The sequence below is a fragment of the Pedobacter gandavensis genome, from assembly GCF_032677645.1.
GTDB lineage: Bacteria > Bacteroidota > Bacteroidia > Sphingobacteriales > Sphingobacteriaceae > Pedobacter > Pedobacter gandavensis_A.
Genome location: NZ_JAVTSB010000003.1, coordinates 295628 through 313562 on the forward strand (window position 1 = coordinate 295628; position 17935 = coordinate 313562).

Genomic DNA, 17935 nt, shown 5'->3' on the forward strand with positions numbered 1-17935 from the left:
ACAAAGTTATGCTAAAATATTCAACATAATTGTAATTTTACTAAATATTTTAGTAATAAAACCCTATAACAAGCCATGACCAACAAGAACTTCATCGGCTTAAAACAACCATTGATGGAAGGCTGCCGACTGCTGGTCAATTCTTTTTTTATAGATCAGATTAAGCTGGTATTTTGGTTAAAACCATCATCCTATGACTAGATTATACCTAATGACCATTTTAACTGAGGACAGCTATTTCTGGTTGTTCGGTTGTTCATTGATTATCATCCTCCTGATCCTTATGCTGATCAACTGGCTTTTAAAAACCAGTTCAGAACCCGCTTGCACCAAAAACAATCAGCTCCAAATAAAAAAGGCCGGAAATCTAATATGATTTCCAGCCTTTCCATTTAGAATGGTCTATCGCTTACATTGGGATTAGCGTAATGCTGCTAATTTCTGCCATAGACTGGCCCTTGACACTTAAAAGCTTTAGCGCTAACCTTAACGATTCAGCACCGATCGCTTGTTGAGAAATATCAACCACACCTGCCTCTACGGTTTTGAAACCAGTGGTTTCCGAGGCAGGAATCACATAATTCAAGGTGTTTTTTTCCAGGGAAATACTCAATTCTCCACCGGTATTCGCATTTGCAAAGTAATTGATCATCACTTTATATTGACCAGGACGTTGAACTTTCATATCCCAATAAACCGCATCTGATTTATTACTCCAGAAAGCAATGGTATTTGGCCTGTTTGGATCATGTGTTGACGCGCCTTTCAGCTTTATACCTGCGTTTCCAACCAGTTTCGCCTGATTTGCAGTCAATACAATTCTCCCATCGGCGAGTGAGCTCACGCGGTTGTTTAATACTTTTATTGCTCCTTTGATATCTAAAACCACAACCATTGGCTTAGGTCCGGAGAAATCTGCCGGCAACTGCACAACTTTTCCTTTGGCGGTAGTCTTTACAACTAAACTTTTCCCTTTAGCTCCTAAGATATAAGCTTTGGAAACCTCATTAGAAAGTGGTACTTCCAATGCACCACCCTGTGGCACCTCAAATACTTCCAGGTAAAGTTTGCCCGGTTTCTGTGTGGCATACCCCCAATCTAAAGGCTGAAAAGGGCTGGCAGTAGTACCATAAATCGCTTCATTGTTAACTTTCATCCAGGTACCGATTTCCTTTAAAATCGCCACAGCCGGCGCAGGAATTACCCCTTCAGCATCAGGGCCAACATTCAGCAAAAAGTTACCTCCTTTACTGACCGTTTCGATAAACAGGCGCATCATTTTATCATATGATTTCCAGTTTTTATCATGATCGCTATAGCCATAACTCTCATTGGTAGTATGACTCACCTCCCAATTCATGCCTGGTAATCCTGTTGGCGGAACATACTTTTCAGGTGTTCCCATATCCCCGTTTTTATTTTCCAATCCATCCCAGAAGCGGTTATTCACCAAGATTCCTGGTTGCCATTTGATCAGGTCGGTCAGGATATGTTTGGTACCCCAGGTTTCTCCCTGTCTGTTTTTCGAACTATAATCTAACCAGAGGATATCCATTTTACCGTAGTTATTGGCCAGCTCTTTAATCTGTCCGTACAGGTAATCTTTATAGACCTCATAGTTTGGATTTTCTTTCGGCGGATTAGGTCCAAATTTATCGTAAGAATCCGGATGTTGCCAGTCTAACAGGGAATAATAAGCCCCGGTTTTTAGCCCTGCTTTTTTAAAGGCAGCCACGGTTTCCCCATATAAATCTCTTCCTTTCGGCGAGATATTAGTACCACCGGTTACTTCATTATTTAAGGAATAAGGTTGCTTACTATTAAAAATACTAAAGCCTTCATGGTGTCTGGAAGTGATCACCATATACTTCATACCGGCTTCTTTTGCCAATGCGGCCCAATCTCCGGCATTAAATTTTGAAGCGGTAAACTTTGGTTTCAGTTCTGCGGCATATTCCTTGCTTGGCACGCCTGCCCAGGTCTCAATCCACTCGGCATAGTGTTGCGGATATTGTTTACCCTTCCAGGAGCCCCCAGCAGCGCTATATAATCCCCAGTGAATAAACATACCGAAGCGGGCATCATTGAACCACTTCATGCGTTGATCTTTTGTTTCTGCCCAACCCGGCACCCCTTCATAGGGTTTAGATTCTACCTGAGCAGATAGCCTCCCTACGGTTAAAAGCAGGGCAGCTATTACAGTTACTTTTTTCATTTTGTGTGTTTGGTTTTGTAGGTTCCTTACCAACCTGGTGTTTGTGTAAGATTTTTATTTATAATCATCATTTACTTCCAGCCAGTGCCCATCGGGATCCTGAAAGTAAATCTGTTTGATGCCATCTACTCTTAGTGTGATACTTTGAGCTGCGCCAGCCCAGTTCTCATAAGCAATCTTTTGTGTTTTTAGTTTTTCAATAAACCCCTCCACAGAAGGTACGCTAAAGCACAGGTGTTCGTTTTTATCGAAATTTCCTTTGCCTTTTGCGCCTTTAATTAAATGAAGTTGCCCCGCAGCCCCAAGGCTAAACCAGGTATGTCTACCATCATGAAAAGGTTCCGGAATCTGGTTAAATTCGAAGGTGTTTTTATAGAAATCTGTAGATTTTTCCAGATCTGTTACATACACTGCAATGTGATTTAATAGTGTAGGGCCCGTCTTTGTGGAGCTTTGCGCCTTACTGTCCTGAAAAGGATGACTAGCTAATGTAAAAATAAGTACCATCGTAAAAAGTTTCTTCATCTGTTATTTTAAATTAAAAAATTCAATTTCTCTGTCTAGTCTGTATAAATCAAAACCTATATCCCAATAATCTTTGATGACTTCCCGAAGCTCCAATCCGAATTTTTCATAGAATTTATAAGCCAGTTGGGAGGTCCGGACCGAGATCGTTTTTATCCCTTCCAGCTCTTTAATTTTCTGAATTCTAAATCGGGTTAATGCAGTCCCCAGCCCTTTCCCCTGGCTATCAGGGTGAAAAAAGTCCCAGCTGAGTTTGCCGGTTTCCCCATCTGCCGACAGATTGAAACCTCCGCAACCCAGAATTTCGCCATCTACTTCCACTACATAGTAATTATCGGCAAAATTGTCCAGATAATCTACCAGATCAGCTTCTTCCTCAGGAGAAAAGAAGGTTGGTATATTTAATCTTAACAAATTGAGAATAGGCTCCCTATCGGCAGCCTGATGTTCACGAATGTCAATCTGGTTCATATTTCTAATTTTAGAGCTTCTTGAAGATTCTTCAGAAAGAAAACTGTTCCTTTCCTGAAGAAGCGCAGGCTATGAAGATAGCAATTGCCCATAACAATCCAAATTAAGATAATAATAAAACCAGAACGAAATATTTATTTCCTTATCAGTTTCAAAAGGAAACAACCACCTTTTTGCTAAAATCAACTAGGATGGACAAAAAAAAGGCTTTGCTGTTTAAATCCGGCAACCAGATAAAAACAGCAAAGCCATAACGAGACAAGACTAATAGATCAGCCCCTAAGCATCCGCCAGGGCTATTATAAAATTATAATTTGAGCAAGCTCAACTATATTAGTGACCTGTTGGGATCAGAATATTTACACCGGCCTGAATCGCAGTACCTGCGAATCTGTTTTTAGCGCCAAAGTTTTGAGTTACCCTGGCCATCAAACCAATTTTTTTAGGGGTGATCCAATAAGAGCCAAAACCTCCGATACCATAGATACGATCGGATGCAAATCCACCGTTTGTACCTTTATCATCGCTGATTTGAGTAGCATGGTTTGCAAATAAGCCCACTTCATCCCCTCTGGTATCTAATAAATAAGTAGCACCTAAATCAATAGTCAGGTGACTTCCTTCTTTAAAGTCGATGTCTTTTTGCCATTGGTTAATTTCGAAAGTAGTTGCTGCCGTTAGCCCAACTTTTTTATTTGGTTTGTACCTTACCGCTCCTCTAATGTTGTGCGACCAGTATCCTAAACCTCCATTATCTAATCCATGTGGTTTAAACTTACCTGTAGGTGCCCAGAAACCATAATTAAAGGCATAACTGAATTTCTCTTTAGTCCAGGACAACCATACCGGCTGCACATACATATCACCAAAGCCTACGGTTTTATTCTTAAAAACGTAGCTTCCATCCCCGGTCTGACTAGAGTAATAATCCAGGGCAATGTTTGCTGTTGGGCTGTTCAACATCGGAATGGCCATCATGCCCCAGTTTGCGCCCAATATTTTCCCTTTACCGCCATAAATAGCCATCAGGATAAAAGAGTGGGTTTTTACATTCTGCTTAATATCCAGGGTCGTTGGATTTCCGGGTGCCGGGTTGATTAGACGATCAGACTGTTTCCCCTCTGCATTGTAATAGTTCATATCGGCAAAGCCATACCATACGGGTATGATAAAGCCTGCGTGTGGCGCAAAATAGTCGCCCGGGTTAAACGAAGAGCCATTGTAATGGCCTTGCGAAAACGCGGAGACATAGGAGAACACCACTAAAATTAGAGTAAATAATTTTTTCATAGTTATATTTTTTATCAAAATTTGGGTAGATTATTTGTTGCACACGCTTATAATAGCCATGCAGCAACAATATTGATTAAACACAAATGGATAAATATTGTTTGTGAATTTTATTGGAATTTCATGAAATTATATAAAGCGTTAAAAACCTATATTACCCAGGCATTTAAAGCAATTGAACCATTCACTAAAACCACAAAAACATGAGTCATCAGCAGCATACTCCCCCTACCGAAGAAATCGTATCCCATAATGTATATTTTGAAGGAAAAGTTCAAAGTTTAGGCTTAGAAACACCCACAGGAAAAGCCACGGTTGGCGTCATGAAAAAAGGAAGTTATACCTTTTCAACGGCTTCCGCAGAAAAGATGGTGGTGATTTCCGGAAGTATGGAAGTGGATTTACCAGGTATTGGCCTAAAGAAATACGAAGCAGCCGATTCGTTTGAAGTGGCAGCAGACAGTTCCTTTCGATTGAAATGCGAAGCTGATGTCGCTTATATCTGCTATTACGCCTAAAAAAAAGGGGTTACAAAGCACCCTGCCTGTAACCCCTTTTAAGGAAATTAAATATATAATGTAACTAAAAACTGCGCTTATGCGGTTTGAAGTTTAGCTATATTTCTGTATGGGAATGAACCGAAGATATGACGACGAGCGAATCTACCTGGAGAATCAGCATTAACCAATTTCACATAAACAGCTTTAGGAACACCGAAGTACTCATAAGCACTGCCATCAAGGAAATGTACGGTCAAAACTAAACTAGCCCAGGTGTAATCAGCAATACCGCATGTAGCAGTAGTTTGCGTATATTCTTCAATAGAAAGCTCTAATGTTTCCGGAGCGATACTTACTAAGAAATGATATGCTTCAATGATTTCCTTGCTTTTAGATTCCGCTTCCAATTTAGCTTCTTCACTATCCTGGAATTTATCCGGGTGCCAGTCTTTCATCAAATTCCTGTAAATGGTCTTCAATTCTTTTAGTTCGGCATCCTTTTGTACACCTAATAGTTTTCTGTAGTCAACAATCTTCTTCATAAATATTTTTAATGGCAATAATTGTCTTGAAAAGCAGCCTGTTTTTTAAGGTTAACCTGCTCCGTTTAAACAATATTTTGCAAAGATACGCTTTTTTATATGAAAGATATAGTAAATGTCATTAACAAATCAACTGATACCCTGAGAGATAGGAAGAAATAAACAGGATCACTATTTTTAAATTACATTTGTGCCTTCAACAAAAACCATTTTTCAGGTATGTTTAAAATCGGATTAGCAGAAGATGACCTCAAAATAGCCGGCTTAATAAAAACCGGATTAGAAGAGCAGGGATACCTCGTTACCATTGAATCTAATGGCGAACAGGCCCTAAAAACATTTAAAGATCAGGATTTTCATCTGGTGATTCTGGACATTATGATGCCCGGATTAAATGGTATCGCTGTGTGTAAAGCTTTACGCCATACCGATAAAAATTTACCAATTCTGATGCTCACCGCTTTGGGAACAATTGACGATAAGGTGACAGGACTGAACTCCGGTGCAGACGATTACCTCGTAAAACCCTTCCATTTCAAGGAGTTAGTAGCCAGAATCGAAGCTTTATTGCGCAGACAACATGGCCTATCCAGTGCTCATACCGAAGAACATATCCTGAGTTTTGACGATATCACGCTGAATACCTATAGCAAAGAAGTTAAAAGAGCAGGAACGCTGATTGAGCTCACCGCAAAAGAACATACCTTGTTAGAATTATTTTTACGCAATCCAAACCGCCTCCTTTCCCGACAATACATCGCAGAAAATGCCTGGGATATTAGTTTTGATACCGGAACTAATGTAATTGATGTTTATATCAATTTCCTGCGCAAGAAAATAGAAAAAGGTTTCGACAGAAAGCTGATTCACACTAAAATCGGCATGGGGTATATCCTCAAATAAGCTCGTTATTTATGAAACTGAAAGACCGCCTTTCTTTATACTTCACCCTCATCAGCACTTTAACCCTGTTGGCAGTATTGTGTGCCGTCTATTTTACGTTCATCAAGTTTTTGGAGGCTGATTTCTTTGACCGCCTCACCGACCGCACAATGGTAACGGCCAAGCTCTACCTGGAAGCCGATGAGATTTCTGCAGATTCCTTAAATACCGTTAGAAATCAATACCTGGAAACGTTAAACGGGGAGGTGATCCGGATTTACAATGCAAATAACAGCGCCACTTTTATCGGTGATGACCAGCAATACTGGAGTCATGAGACCATTGAGAAGGTTAGAAAAAATAAGAAAATTCAGTTTATTGATGGCGACAGGCAGGTAGTCGGCATTTTTTACAAGGATAATCAGGGCGATTTTGTGATCCTGGCTTCTGGAATAGATCAAAGCACACATGTGAGGATAGAGAAATTGCAAAAGATCATGGTGATGATCTTTGTCTTCATTTTTATTGGCTTACTACTTTCCGGTAGGTGGATCGCCAAAAAGATATTAAAACCGCTGGATCTTTTTATCGAAGAGGTGAAGCAAATCAAATCTCATAACCTTCATTTCAGGGTTCAGGAGGGGAATAATAAGGATGAAATCAATTTACTCGCCCAAAATTTCAATAATCTGATGGCACATCTGGAACAGGCTTTCGTTTTACAAAAGACTTTTATAGCCAATGCCTCGCATGAGCTGAGGACGCCAATTACGCGGATGATGATCAGCGCTGAAATCACTTTATCGCAGGAAAGACAAATTGAAGATTATAAAAAAGCCTTGCTTTCTGTGATGGAAGATTCCGAAAAGATGGACAATATCATTACCGGGCTACTCAATCTTGCCCAGGCAGATCTGGAATTCGGGGCACCGGAATTGAAAGACATCAGGATCGACGAAAGCCTCTGGGCCTTATCGGAAGAATGGAACAAAAAAGGAGCTGGTAAGCTGATTGTAGACATTAAAAATATGCCGGAAGACCCGGCTGAACTGCTCGTAAAGGCTAACCCGACCCTATTAGAGATTGCTTTAAGTAATATTATCTCCAATGCCTTTAAGTTTTCGGACCACCAGGATGTACATTGCTTACTGGATATCCAGGCGAAAGAGACGGTAATTTCTATCCGTGATAAAGGTCCGGGAATTCCTGAGGAAGTACAAACGGAAATCTTTAAACCTTTTTACAGTTTCAGTGCAGAAAGTGGCCATGAGGGCCATGGGATGGGACTCTATATGGCACAGAAAATCATCAACCTGTTTAACGGAAAGCTAGTGGTTAGGTCTGAAAAAGACCAGGGCGCTACTTTTATCATTCATTTTCCGAAATACTAAACACGATCTACATTCAACGAAAACATAATCCATATTCCACGAAAATACGATCGGCATTCCTCGCTATCTGTATCAAAGGATGTCTCCTCTAAATTTTAATCCCCTTTTAATTTCTCTTTAATTAGGGTTTAATTCCCTCCGGATAGCTTTGCCGGTAATGAAAAGACAATTAATTCTGTGCAGCCTGCTCTTGCTGGGCTTCTGCCCGGTTGGCATGACTCAAGATAGCCTAAAACTTAGTCTCCGGGAAGCCGAGCAATTATTCATCAAGGGTAATTACGAACTCATCGCCCAAAATTACCAAACGGAACAAGCGAAAGCAGAAATCATTACGGCCAAACTTTTCGACAATCCGGAACTGAGCTATGAGAATCTTCTCTACAACCATGAAACGAAAAGATTTCTGGAAACCTCTAAAGCTACCGGTCAATATAGCGCGCAAATTTCACAGCTGATTAAACTCGCAGGAAAAAGGAATAAGAACATCCAATTGGCTAATACAGGCGTAAAAATGGCGGAATATGAGTATTTCGACCTGATGCGCAGTCTACGTTACCAATTGCGCACCGATTTTTACAAGGCTTATTATGCACAGCAATCCGCAGCAATTTATGAACAACAAATTCATTCTTTAACACAATTACTCGCCGCTTCTGAGCAACAACTTAAGCTCGGGAACATCGCGCTGAAAGACCTCATCAGGATCAAATCGCTGGTTTACAACTTAAAAAACGAATACATCAGTTTACTCAATGATATAGAAGATATGGAAAGCTCGCTAAAGGTGATGACCAATATCAAACCTGATGTTGCCTTACAATTGACCTTGCTTCCGGAAGAGGAACAAAACTTTTCATTTGAAAAACAACCTTATTTACAGCTCTTAGAAAGTGCTAAAGCCAACCGCTCAGATTTGCAGCTGGCCAGAACAGCGGTCAGCTATGCAGAAAACAACCTCAGGCTACAAAAAGCAAATGCCATTCCTGATGTAGAACTTTCAGTCAGCTATGACCTGAAAGGGAATTATCCGGAAAAATACACGGGATTGGGCGTCAAAATTCCGTTGCCTCTTTTCAGTAGAAATCAGGGTGAGATTAAAAAGGCCAGAATCGCTATTGAAGCTGGAAATATGAATTTCAGGCAAAAGGAAAATGTACTCGAAAACGAGGTTTATAACAGCTATAAATCAGCCATAAGAACAGAAAGCCTGTACCAGAGTCTGGATCATAATTTCAGTACCGATTTTACGAAGCTCATCCAGGAAGTGACCAAGAACTACCGCAGCAGGAACATCAGCCTGATCGAATTTCTGGATTTCTATGATTCCTACAAAGAAAACACCTTGCAATTAAACCAGCTGAAATATGAACGGATGAATGCGAAGGAAGAAATCAATTACGTTACCGGTTCTTCCATTTTCAAATAAGTTTTATAAGCTACACCCATTTTAAATCATTTATCCCTCATGCATATCTTTCTAAAAAACATCAGTAAACTGGCTTTAATTGGATTGGTCATCGCCAGTCAGAGTTGCAACAGCTCCAAAGAAGCCCCGGTATCAGAGAAATTTGCAGTCACAGACTCGCTCATCAACAGGCTATTAATAGATACCGTACAACAGGCAAATAACAGGACAGACCTGAGTTTTTCAGCAAAAATCACTGCGAATGAGGAGCGCAAGGCAGAAATCTTCCCGATGTTGAGTGGCACGGTACGCAGTGTACCTGTCAGATTGGGAGATCAAGTAGTTGCCGGACAAGTATTAGCCACCCTGGGTAGTGTAGAAATGGCCGGATTTGATAAAGAAGCGATCAGTGCTGCCGCGGAATTGAGAAATGCGGAAAGACAGGTAAAACAAGCAGAAGAACTTTATAAAAGCGGTTTATCCTCCGCCAGGGAATTGGAAGAAACGAAAAACGACTTCCTGGTTAAACAGGCAGAAAACAAGCGCGCGCTTGCTACCCTAAAATTAAACGGTGGTAATCATACTGGCAATTACACGGTTAAATCACCTTTAACGGGCTTCATCATTGAGAAAAATGTGAATGCAAACATGCAGGTACGTCCGGATAATGACAATAATCTGTTTACGGTAGCAGATCTTTCTAAAGTTTGGGCGATGCTGAACATCTACGAATCTGATATATCCAGGATCAAAGAGGGCGACGAAGTTCAGCTTTCTATCCTTTCCTATCCGGAAAAAACTTTCAAAGGAAAGATTGATAAGATCTATAATGTGGTTGATCAGGAGAGCAAGGTGATGAACGCCAGGGTGATTGTTCCCAATCCAGGGTATTTATTAAAACCAGGCATGATGGCAACGGTATTGGTTGCGGCCAAATCAGGAATCGATTTGCCAGTTGTAAATGCCAGAACGATCATCTTCGATGAGAACAAAAATTATGTACTGGTCGTTGATCCGGGAAATAAAGTACGCATACAGGAAGTGGAAATCGGCCGTAAAACTGCCGACAAAGCCTATATCAGTAAAGGCTTAAAGGCTGGCGACCGTGTGATCGCGTCTAAGCAGGTCTTCTTATTTGAGAGCCTGAAAAACTAACCTATTCCTCAACACAAAAAACAGCTATAATGAATAAATTCATTAAGATGGTTATTGGCTTTTCGCTGAATAACAAATACTTTATTTTCTTTGCCACTTTCATTTTGATACTGGCAGGATACCTCAGTTTTAAGCATACTACCATTGAAGCTTTTCCGGATGTAACCAATACCAACATTACCATTATCACCCAATGGCCGGGCAGAAGTGCCGAAGAGGTGGAGAAGTTTGTGAGCAGACCTTTAGAGATTGCCATGAACCCTACCCAGAAAAGAACCAGCATCCGCTCCTCTTCTCTTTTTGGCCTTTCTATCGTAAAAATCACGTTTGAAGACGATGTAGATTATGCGGAAGCCAGGGTTCAGGTCAACAACCATATTGAAGAAGCAGATTTACCCGAGGGACTGAGGCCGGAGGTACAACCCCCTTACGGGCCCACAGGAGAGATTTTTCGTTATACATTAAGTAGTGATACCAAATCAATAAGGGAGTTAAAAACCTTGCAGGATTGGGTGATCCAACGGGAATTATTATCCGTTCCGGGCATTGCCGATGTGGTAAGTTTTGGTGGCGAGGTAAAGACTTACCAGATCACGGTAGATCCGCAAAAAGCCATACAATATGGCGTGAGTGCGACCGAATTATTTGATGCCGTTTCCAAAAGCAATGTCAATGTTGGCGGGGACGTAATTGTCCAGGCCGGACAGGCTTATGTGGTTCGCGGTATCGGGATTTTGAACAATATTGAAGAGATTAAAAATGTGGTGGTTGATAACTTTAACGGGACTCCGGTCTATGTTAAGACAATCGCAGAAGTCGCAGAATCGGCCTTACCTCGCTTAGGACAGGTGGGCCGGGACCAGGATCCCGACGTGGTTGAAGGGATCGTGGTTATGCGCAAAGGTGAAAATCCGAGCGAGGTGATCAGCAGGTTAAAAGAAAAGATTAAAAACATTAATGAAAATATCTTGCCGGCAGATGTCAGGATTAACCCTTTCTATGACCGGGAAGACCTCGTAAATTATGCCACACACACCGTAATGGGCAATATGATGGAAGGGATTATTTTTGTAACCCTGATTGTATTCTTGTTTATGGCCGATTGGCGGACTACCCTGATTGTGTCCATTATCATTCCTTTAGCCTTATTATTCGCCTTCATTTGCTTGAAAATGAAGGGAATGTCGGCCAATTTATTATCTATGGGGGCAATAGATTTCGGGATCATCATTGATGGCGCCGTAGTCATGGTCGAGGGAATTTTTGTGGCCCTCGACCATAAAGCCAAAAAAGTAGGCATGGAGAAATTCAATGGCCTGAGTAAACTGGGACTGATTAAGAAAGCTTGTTTGGAGAATGGAAAGGGTATTTTCTTTGCCAAACTGATCATCATTACCGGCCTGCTTCCCATCTTTACTTTCGAAAAGGTAGAAGGAAAAATGTTCTCGCCGCTGGCCTGGACTTTAAGTTTCGCCCTCTTAGGTGCCTTGCTGCTTACGTTTACCCTGGTTCCGGCATTGGCAAGTGTCTTGTTGAGGAAAAATGTGCGGGAGAAACACAACATATTTTTGGAGTTCCTCACTAAATACGTAATCCTTTTCTTCGATAAGTGCTTTAAATTCAAAAAACTGGCATTTGGTATTGCTATGGGGATCCTGGTGATCGGCTTGTTCAGTTATCGATTTATGGGGACAGAATTTCTGCCTACTTTGGATGAGGGTTCTATTTATGTGCGTGCTACAGGGCCACTTAGTATTTCCCTGGAGGAGACAAAAAAGCTTTCCAACGAACTCCGCAAGATCTTTTTAAGCTTTGAAGAGGTGAAACAGGTGATGTCGCAAACCGGCAGACCGAATGATGGAACCGATGCTACCGGCTTTTACAATATGGAGTTTCATGTAGACATTTATCCGAAGAAGGAATGGAAGCGAAAACAGACGAAAGAGCAGCTGATTGAGCGGATGCAGGAGAAGTTAAAGAGTTTCCCTGGGATTAGTCTCAACTTCTCACAACCCATCTCTGACAACGTAGAGGAAGCGGTTTCCGGTGTCAAAGGTTCTATTGTAGTGAAGCTGTTTGGCAATGATTTCCAGTTTATGGAGAAAGAGGAAGAGAAGATTGAAGACATTTTGAAAACTGTGGAGGGGATTGAAGACTTGGGGATACTCCGGAATCTTGGTCAGCCAGAATTACAGATCAATCTGGATCAAAAGAAAATGGCCTTGTATGGCGTGAGTACTGCGGATGCCAATGCGGTTATCGAAATGGCTATCGGTGGAAAAGCAGCGACTCAAATCTATGAGGGGGAACGTAAATTCGACCTGATCATCCGTTATCCGGAAGATTTCAGAAAAGACGAAAGTGACATTGCTAAATTGCGTATCCCGACTATTTCAGGGGCAAAAGTGCCATTAGGCGAGATCGCCAGCATCAGAAAAATCACGGGTCCCAGCATCATTTACCGCGACAAACACCAACGTTATGGTGCTATCAAATTTTCTATCCGGGGAAGAGATATGGGCAGTGTGATTGCGGAGGCTCAGGCCAAAGTAAATGAGAAAATCAAGCTCCCTAAGGAGTATAAACTGGAATGGGCAGGTGATTTTGAGAACCAGCAAAGGGCAACCAGCAGGTTATCGCAAGCGGTTCCCATCAGTTTACTACTCATCTTTTTCATTTTATTTGTACTGTTTGGAAACATTAAAGATTCGCTCTTGGTGTTAAACAATGTGCCTTTTGCAATGGTTGGTGGTATCCTGGCCATCCTCGCTACCGGCATCAATTTCAATATCTCTGCGGGGATTGGTTTTATCGCCTTATTTGGAATTTGCGTGCAGAATGGGGTGATCCTCATTACGAAGTTTAAACACAATATGATAGAGTTAAAGCATCGTCCGGACTGGACTTTTGCTGATGCAATAAAAGACGGGGTAGCAAGTAGGATGCGTCCGGTGATTATGACTGCCCTGATGGCTGCAATTGGCCTGATGCCTGCGGCATTGTCTACCGGGATAGGTTCTGAAGCCTCCAAACCTTTGGCCATTGTGGTGATTGGCGGATTAATGACCAATACGCTGTTTAACCTTTTTGTATACCCAATAGTCTTCTATTGGGCATACAAACGAAAAGTTGAATCATATTAAATTAAAACGCTGTTTAAATGCCTATAAGTCCGGTGCGTTATATACTGCTATCTCTGAAAGTACCGGGCAGGCATTTGCTTCCAGAATATGGATACGAATTTTACTTGTTTTTAAAGTAGGAAATGAAAGGATTCTTTTATGTCCGATCGTGCTTTGCGTGTCTATGGTTTTATAGGTATTGTCATCCGCCAGGTACGCTACAGAAAATGATTTGACACGTTGTCCGAGCTTAATATATTCCTGAAGAACCACACGATTAACAGCGCTTACTTTGCCCAGATCGATGGTAATGGTCGCTGTTTTCAGCTGATCATCGGTAGCCCAATAGCTTGCCGGATTTCCGTCAGTCAGGTTTGAAGCTGTAAATTGCGTCCCTTTTCTGGTATTGCTAGCGGTTACTTTTTTCCCTTTGGCCAGGTTTATTTTATAGCTGGCATCAATTGTTTTTCTAAACTCCATCAAACGGGTGGAGTCATTGGGATGGATTAGCCCTTCGCGGTTTACCGGAACATTCAGTAACAGGTTGCCATTACGTCCGATGGAAGTTTCATAAATAGAGACCAGTTCTTTTAAAGTTTTCACTTTATCATCCGTTTTCGGACTGTAGAACCAGCCTGGTCTGATAGAAACATCTACTTCGGCAGGGATCCAGTACTTACCATTTTCATTTCCGGTGTTCAATATTTTAGCTGCAGGTGCATCTGCTCCTACTCCAAAACCATCGGTATTTAAGGTCGACCAGTTTGTGGCACCAGCAACACCGCTTTCATTACCCATCCAGCGGGCATCAGGACCAACGTCAGAAAAAATCACCGCCTGTGGGTTGTTCTTTCTAACGATACTGTTGAACAGTTTAAAATCATAGGCCTGATTTTTCTCTTTTTCTCCTTTTGCACCATCAAACCATTGTTCGAAAACAGGCCCGTATTGGGTGTGGACTTCAGTTAAGGTTTTGGCAAAAATATCGTTGTATTCCGGAGTTCCGTATTTAGGATGGTTGCGGTCCCATGGCGAAAGGTACACGCCAAATTTCAATCCGTATTCTTTACAGGCTGCAGCAAGTTCTTTCAGCACATCACCTTTACCATTTTTCCAGGCACTTTCTCTTACGGTATGGGTACTATATTTACTTGGAAACAGGCAAAAACCATCGTGGTGTTTTGCCGTGATGATGATCGCTTTCATACCCGCAGCTTTGGCGGTACGTGCCCATTGCCGGGCGTCCAGCTTTGTTGGATTAAAAACCTTGGGATCTTCATCGCCATGCCCCCATTCCTTGTCTGTAAAGGTATTTGGTCCGAAATGGATGAACATATAATATTCCATATCCTGCCAGGCCAGCTGATTTTTATTCGGAACAGCCCCATACGGAGCAGGTGCTTTTTGCGCAATCGCACAACTCGTGCTCAGTAAAAAAGAACACAAGAAAAAAAACGAAGACTTATTCATACAGTAAAATTCATTTATGGTTAGGTATTGCCCACTAAATTGCAATATATAAGCGGCTGTAAGTTCATTTTTTTTGCCATTAAATTAAATGATTTTGGCCTGGTTTACAGCAATATGCAAACACTAAGGGCATTTAGGTGTTATATTAAAAATTAAACCCAGCAAACATGAAAGACAAGGAAAAAGGTCCGGACGAGTTTGACATTCATCTGGATATCGATGGTGCAGATACCATCATAACCGTAAAACCGGAGGAAACCAGTGATGGTGCCCGTTATTTCGTCTGCTTTATTGGTCCTGATAAAATCACCCAGCTTCGGGAAGAACTGGATGGAAAATGGGAGCAGATATGGGGAATATTAGACCATTATATGGTCGATGCTATCGGAAAAGAAATTAATCACCGTCATTAATCATGAGTACTCCTTTAAAATTAAGATCCGGCAGGTTCTCTATTGAGAAACACCAGTATGAGAATATCGGCTGGTCGGAACGTATGGTATCGATGTTCCTGAGCGGAGCATTGATCAGTTGGGGTTTAAGAAAACCTTCCAAATCTAAGTTTCTTTATGGTGCTTATATGGCCTATCGCGCGGCTACAGGGCGTTGTTTATTTTATGAACAATTGGGAATTGATGCCCGTAGACCACGTGCGGTTAATATCCGCGGGGAGTTTATCATCGAAAAACCTGCCCATGAAGTGTTTTTATACTGGCGTAACCTGAATAACCTTCCCGGAAGCATTCAGCATCTATTAGATGTAAAAGTAATAGATGAACATTTGTCTACCTGGAAGTCTAAGGTGATTGGCAATTTGTTTTCCGTAAACTGGGAAGCAGAAATTGTAAAAGAAGAGCCCGGACGTTTAATTGGCTGGAAATCCGCTGCCGGCTCCTTGCTTTCCCATGTGGGCAGGGTAGAATTTACCCCTTCGGAAGATGGAAAAGAGACCTTTATGAAAGTGGTATTGTCTTATCGTCCGGTTGGAGGAGGTGTAGGAATCGGTCTTTCGAAACTGATGAATCCTTATCTGGAGGACTTATTGAAAAAGGAAATGAAAAACTTTAAACATACTATTGAGCATAAGACACCGGTTTATACCTAAAGCAAGAAGGCCTGTAAATGATACAGGCCTTCTTGCTTTTATATAAAATTCCCTTCTACTGAAAGCTGATTAAGTTGCCGCACCTATTGCCACTACAATCAATAAAAAGATACTGATTGCCAGGATGGCCAGCATACATATCGTCATAATTCCTACAAATTTAAACAGGGATTTCATCTTCGAGGTTGCTTCTGCCAGGCTATCCTGGTCCAGATATAATACCGCGTGTTGCGCAGCATTAGCATATTTAAACAACATCAGGGAAGGATAAAAATAAAGAATTCCACTGATCAGATAAGTTGCAGTAGTTGCTGCAACACCACCATTACCCACCGGAGCAGCTCCTAAGGCACTGAAGGACGCGAGCAAACTTGGCATAGTTAAAGACAAGATGATCATCAGCACACAACCTACAAATCCAACAATCGACAGAAATTTTGCCCATTTGGCGGTTTCATAGATATCGCTGCGGATATCTTCCGTAATAATAAGTGTTTCAACCTCTGTATGATCTGGTTTTGTTTCTTCGATTTCTTCCATGTAACTGTTCTTAAACGTTAATTAGTTTTTAGATACCCTAAACATAAAGAATATTTTTAAAAAATTGGTAGCTTTGCGGCAAAACTAGAAAAAATCATTCATGGCATTACAATGTGGTATAGTTGGTTTACCAAATGTTGGAAAATCTACCTTATTTAACTGTTTATCTAACGCAAAAGCTCAAGCGGCTAATTTCCCTTTCTGTACAATTGAACCTAACATCGGTGTGATCACCGTTCCAGATGAAAGGTTAACTAAATTGGCCGAATTGGTACAGCCAAACCGTATTGTTCCAAATACAATTGAGATTGTTGATATTGCAGGTTTAGTGAAAGGTGCTTCCAAAGGTGAAGGACTAGGTAATCAATTTTTGGGTAATATCAGGGCTACAAGTGCCATTATCCATGTTTTGCGTTGCTTTGACGACGGAAACGTGATTCACGTTGACGGTTCTGTTGATCCGATTCGCGATAAAGAAATTATAGATACTGAGTTACAACTTAAAGATCTTGATACGATTGCAAAACGTATTCAGAAAGTAGAGAAAATGGCTAAAACCGATAAGGATGCCAAAAGAACTTTCGATATTTTAAGCGTAATCAAAACTCATGTAGAATCCGGCCAATCGGTACGTTCCGCAGCAGTTGCAGCAGAAGATTTCGACTTTATTGAGGAAATGGGTCTATTGACTCAAAAGCCAGTGCTTTACGTTTGTAATGTTGATGAAAACTCTGTGATCAACGGCAATGCTTATGTAGACCGCGTTAAAGAAGCAGTAAAAGATGAGAAAGCTGAAGTTTTAGTGATCTCTGCGAAGATAGAATCAGAAATTGCAGAACTGGAAAGTTATGAAGAGCGTCAGGAATTTTTAGCTGACCTTGGCTTAACAGAATCTGGTGTAAACAAACTGATTGTTGCGGCTTACCGCCTGTTAGATTTATATACTTACTTCACCGCTGGTGTTCAGGAAGTACGTGCATGGACGATTACTAAAGGATTTACTGCGCCTCAGGCTGCCGGTGTAATTCACACAGACTTTGAAAAAGGTTTTATCCGTGCGGAAGTAATCAAATATAATGACTTCGTTACTTTAGGTTCTGAAGCCGCTTGTAAAGAAGCTGGTAAATTAGCTGTAGAAGGAAAAACATATGTTGTAGAAGATGGAGACATCATGCACTTCCGTTTTAACGTATAAATAATTTTAAGCGTTTAAAGAGCTTAAAAAGAAAACCGGATGACTCGTTCTAACGAAGCATCCGGTTTTTTTGTGCCGGTCTGTTTTCCGGTTTATATTTTAAGAAAGGTTTTAGAATAACCTGATT

Annotated in this window: 16 protein-coding genes; 9 read left to right on the plus strand and 7 right to left on the minus strand. The window is 41.2% G+C overall.

The window, feature by feature from the left end:
* Positions 1–409: 409 nt before the first annotated feature.
* The 4 genes from R2Q66_RS07080 to R2Q66_RS07095 form a co-directional block, all read right to left on the minus strand.
* Positions 410–2215 (minus strand): alpha-L-fucosidase, encoded by a 1806-nt coding sequence (locus R2Q66_RS07080; RefSeq protein ID WP_316747312.1) that lies wholly within the window; start codon positions 2213–2215, stop codon positions 410–412.
* 54 nt (positions 2216–2269) lie between these two features.
* Entirely contained in the window at positions 2270–2740 is a 471-nt protein-coding gene (locus tag R2Q66_RS07085) for a VOC family protein (protein ID WP_316747313.1), read from the minus strand.
* A 3-nt stretch (positions 2741–2743) separates the two neighbouring features.
* The gene (locus R2Q66_RS07090; RefSeq protein ID WP_316747314.1) at positions 2744–3211 is read right to left on the minus strand and encodes a GNAT family N-acetyltransferase; all 468 of its coding nucleotides are present in this window, start codon (positions 3209–3211) and stop codon (positions 2744–2746) included.
* A gap of 333 nt (positions 3212–3544) precedes the next feature.
* On the minus strand, positions 3545–4501 hold the full coding sequence (locus R2Q66_RS07095; protein WP_316747315.1) for a transporter: 957 nt from the start codon (positions 4499–4501) through the stop codon (positions 3545–3547).
* 203 nt (positions 4502–4704) lie between these two features.
* Here R2Q66_RS07095 and R2Q66_RS07100 point away from each other — a divergent pair, with 203 nt between their 5' ends.
* A complete protein-coding gene (locus tag R2Q66_RS07100) occupies positions 4705–5019 on the plus strand; it encodes a pyrimidine/purine nucleoside phosphorylase (protein WP_316747316.1) in 315 nt (104 codons plus the stop codon).
* 77 nt (positions 5020–5096) lie between these two features.
* Here the strand turns inward: R2Q66_RS07100 and R2Q66_RS07105 are convergent, their stop codons facing one another.
* Positions 5097–5543: a KTSC domain-containing protein gene (locus R2Q66_RS07105; RefSeq protein WP_316747317.1), complete on the minus strand. Its 447-nt coding sequence runs from the start codon at positions 5541–5543 to the stop codon at positions 5097–5099.
* Positions 5544–5762: 219 nt separating this feature from the next.
* Here R2Q66_RS07105 and R2Q66_RS07110 point away from each other — a divergent pair, with 219 nt between their 5' ends.
* The 5 genes from R2Q66_RS07110 (at position 5763) to R2Q66_RS07130 (ending at position 13519) form a co-directional block, all read left to right on the plus strand.
* Positions 5763–6446 carry a response regulator transcription factor gene (locus R2Q66_RS07110; RefSeq protein ID WP_316747319.1) on the plus strand — a complete coding sequence of 228 codons (684 nt, stop codon included), beginning with the start codon at positions 5763–5765 and terminating at the stop codon, positions 6444–6446.
* Between the two features lie 11 nt (positions 6447–6457).
* Positions 6458–7816, plus strand: a complete 1359-nt coding sequence (locus tag R2Q66_RS07115; protein ID WP_316747320.1) for an ATP-binding protein — start codon at positions 6458–6460, stop codon at positions 7814–7816.
* Between the two features lie 157 nt (positions 7817–7973).
* Positions 7974–9242 carry a TolC family protein gene (locus R2Q66_RS07120; RefSeq protein ID WP_316747321.1) on the plus strand — a complete coding sequence of 423 codons (1269 nt, stop codon included), beginning with the start codon at positions 7974–7976 and terminating at the stop codon, positions 9240–9242.
* A 39-nt stretch (positions 9243–9281) separates the two neighbouring features.
* On the plus strand, positions 9282–10376 hold the full coding sequence (locus R2Q66_RS07125; protein WP_316747322.1) for an efflux RND transporter periplasmic adaptor subunit: 1095 nt from the start codon (positions 9282–9284) through the stop codon (positions 10374–10376).
* A 29-nt stretch (positions 10377–10405) separates the two neighbouring features.
* The gene (locus tag R2Q66_RS07130) at positions 10406–13519 is read left to right on the plus strand and encodes a CusA/CzcA family heavy metal efflux RND transporter (protein ID WP_316747323.1); all 3114 of its coding nucleotides are present in this window, start codon (positions 10406–10408) and stop codon (positions 13517–13519) included.
* A gap of 21 nt (positions 13520–13540) precedes the next feature.
* Here the strand turns inward: R2Q66_RS07130 and R2Q66_RS07135 are convergent, their stop codons facing one another.
* Positions 13541–14968: an alpha-L-fucosidase gene (locus tag R2Q66_RS07135; RefSeq protein ID WP_316747324.1), complete on the minus strand. Its 1428-nt coding sequence runs from the start codon at positions 14966–14968 to the stop codon at positions 13541–13543.
* A gap of 167 nt (positions 14969–15135) precedes the next feature.
* On the opposite strand from R2Q66_RS07135, the gene R2Q66_RS07140 reads away from it, so the two are divergent.
* Positions 15136–15381, plus strand: a complete 246-nt coding sequence (locus R2Q66_RS07140) for a hypothetical protein (protein WP_316747325.1) — start codon at positions 15136–15138, stop codon at positions 15379–15381.
* A 2-nt stretch (positions 15382–15383) separates the two neighbouring features.
* Positions 15384–16073, plus strand: a complete 690-nt coding sequence (locus R2Q66_RS07145) for an SRPBCC family protein (RefSeq protein WP_316747326.1) — start codon at positions 15384–15386, stop codon at positions 16071–16073.
* 69 nt (positions 16074–16142) lie between these two features.
* Here R2Q66_RS07145 and R2Q66_RS07150 read toward each other — a convergent pair whose 3' ends face one another.
* Positions 16143–16613: a DUF5362 family protein gene (locus R2Q66_RS07150; RefSeq protein ID WP_316747327.1), complete on the minus strand. Its 471-nt coding sequence runs from the start codon at positions 16611–16613 to the stop codon at positions 16143–16145.
* 100 nt (positions 16614–16713) lie between these two features.
* Between R2Q66_RS07150 and ychF the strand changes: the two genes are divergently transcribed.
* Positions 16714–17808 (plus strand): redox-regulated ATPase YchF, encoded by a 1095-nt coding sequence (gene ychF, locus R2Q66_RS07155; RefSeq protein ID WP_316747328.1) that lies wholly within the window; start codon positions 16714–16716, stop codon positions 17806–17808.
* The last annotated feature ends 127 nt before the right edge of the window (positions 17809–17935 follow it).

Excerpts from the sequence above, each read along its gene's own strand:
- R2Q66_RS07085 (WP_316747313.1), bottom strand. The coding sequence starts at position 2,740 with ATGAAGAAACTTTTTACGATGGTACTTATTTTTACATTAGCTAGTCAT.
- R2Q66_RS07090 (WP_316747314.1), bottom strand. The coding sequence starts at position 3,211 with ATGAACCAGATTGACATTCGTGAACATCAGGCTGCCGATAGGGAGCCT.
- R2Q66_RS07130 (WP_316747323.1), top strand. The coding sequence starts at position 10,406 with ATGAATAAATTCATTAAGATGGTTATTGGCTTTTCGCTGAATAACAAA.
- R2Q66_RS07140 (WP_316747325.1), top strand. The coding sequence starts at position 15,136 with ATGAAAGACAAGGAAAAAGGTCCGGACGAGTTTGACATTCATCTGGAT.
- R2Q66_RS07115 (WP_316747320.1), top strand. The coding sequence starts at position 6,458 with ATGAAACTGAAAGACCGCCTTTCTTTATACTTCACCCTCATCAGCACT.
- R2Q66_RS07125 (WP_316747322.1), top strand. The coding sequence starts at position 9,282 with ATGCATATCTTTCTAAAAAACATCAGTAAACTGGCTTTAATTGGATTG.
- R2Q66_RS07080 (WP_316747312.1), bottom strand. The coding sequence starts at position 2,215 with ATGAAAAAAGTAACTGTAATAGCTGCCCTGCTTTTAACCGTAGGGAGG.
- R2Q66_RS07105 (WP_316747317.1), bottom strand. The coding sequence starts at position 5,543 with ATGAAGAAGATTGTTGACTACAGAAAACTATTAGGTGTACAAAAGGAT.
- R2Q66_RS07120 (WP_316747321.1), top strand. The coding sequence starts at position 7,974 with ATGAAAAGACAATTAATTCTGTGCAGCCTGCTCTTGCTGGGCTTCTGC.
- R2Q66_RS07145 (WP_316747326.1), top strand. The coding sequence starts at position 15,384 with ATGAGTACTCCTTTAAAATTAAGATCCGGCAGGTTCTCTATTGAGAAA.
- ychF (WP_316747328.1), top strand. The coding sequence starts at position 16,714 with ATGGCATTACAATGTGGTATAGTTGGTTTACCAAATGTTGGAAAATCT.
- R2Q66_RS07100 (WP_316747316.1), top strand. The coding sequence starts at position 4,705 with ATGAGTCATCAGCAGCATACTCCCCCTACCGAAGAAATCGTATCCCAT.
- R2Q66_RS07110 (WP_316747319.1), top strand. The coding sequence starts at position 5,763 with ATGTTTAAAATCGGATTAGCAGAAGATGACCTCAAAATAGCCGGCTTA.
- R2Q66_RS07095 (WP_316747315.1), bottom strand. The coding sequence starts at position 4,501 with ATGAAAAAATTATTTACTCTAATTTTAGTGGTGTTCTCCTATGTCTCC.
- R2Q66_RS07135 (WP_316747324.1), bottom strand. The coding sequence starts at position 14,968 with ATGAATAAGTCTTCGTTTTTTTTCTTGTGTTCTTTTTTACTGAGCACG.
- R2Q66_RS07150 (WP_316747327.1), bottom strand. The coding sequence starts at position 16,613 with ATGGAAGAAATCGAAGAAACAAAACCAGATCATACAGAGGTTGAAACA.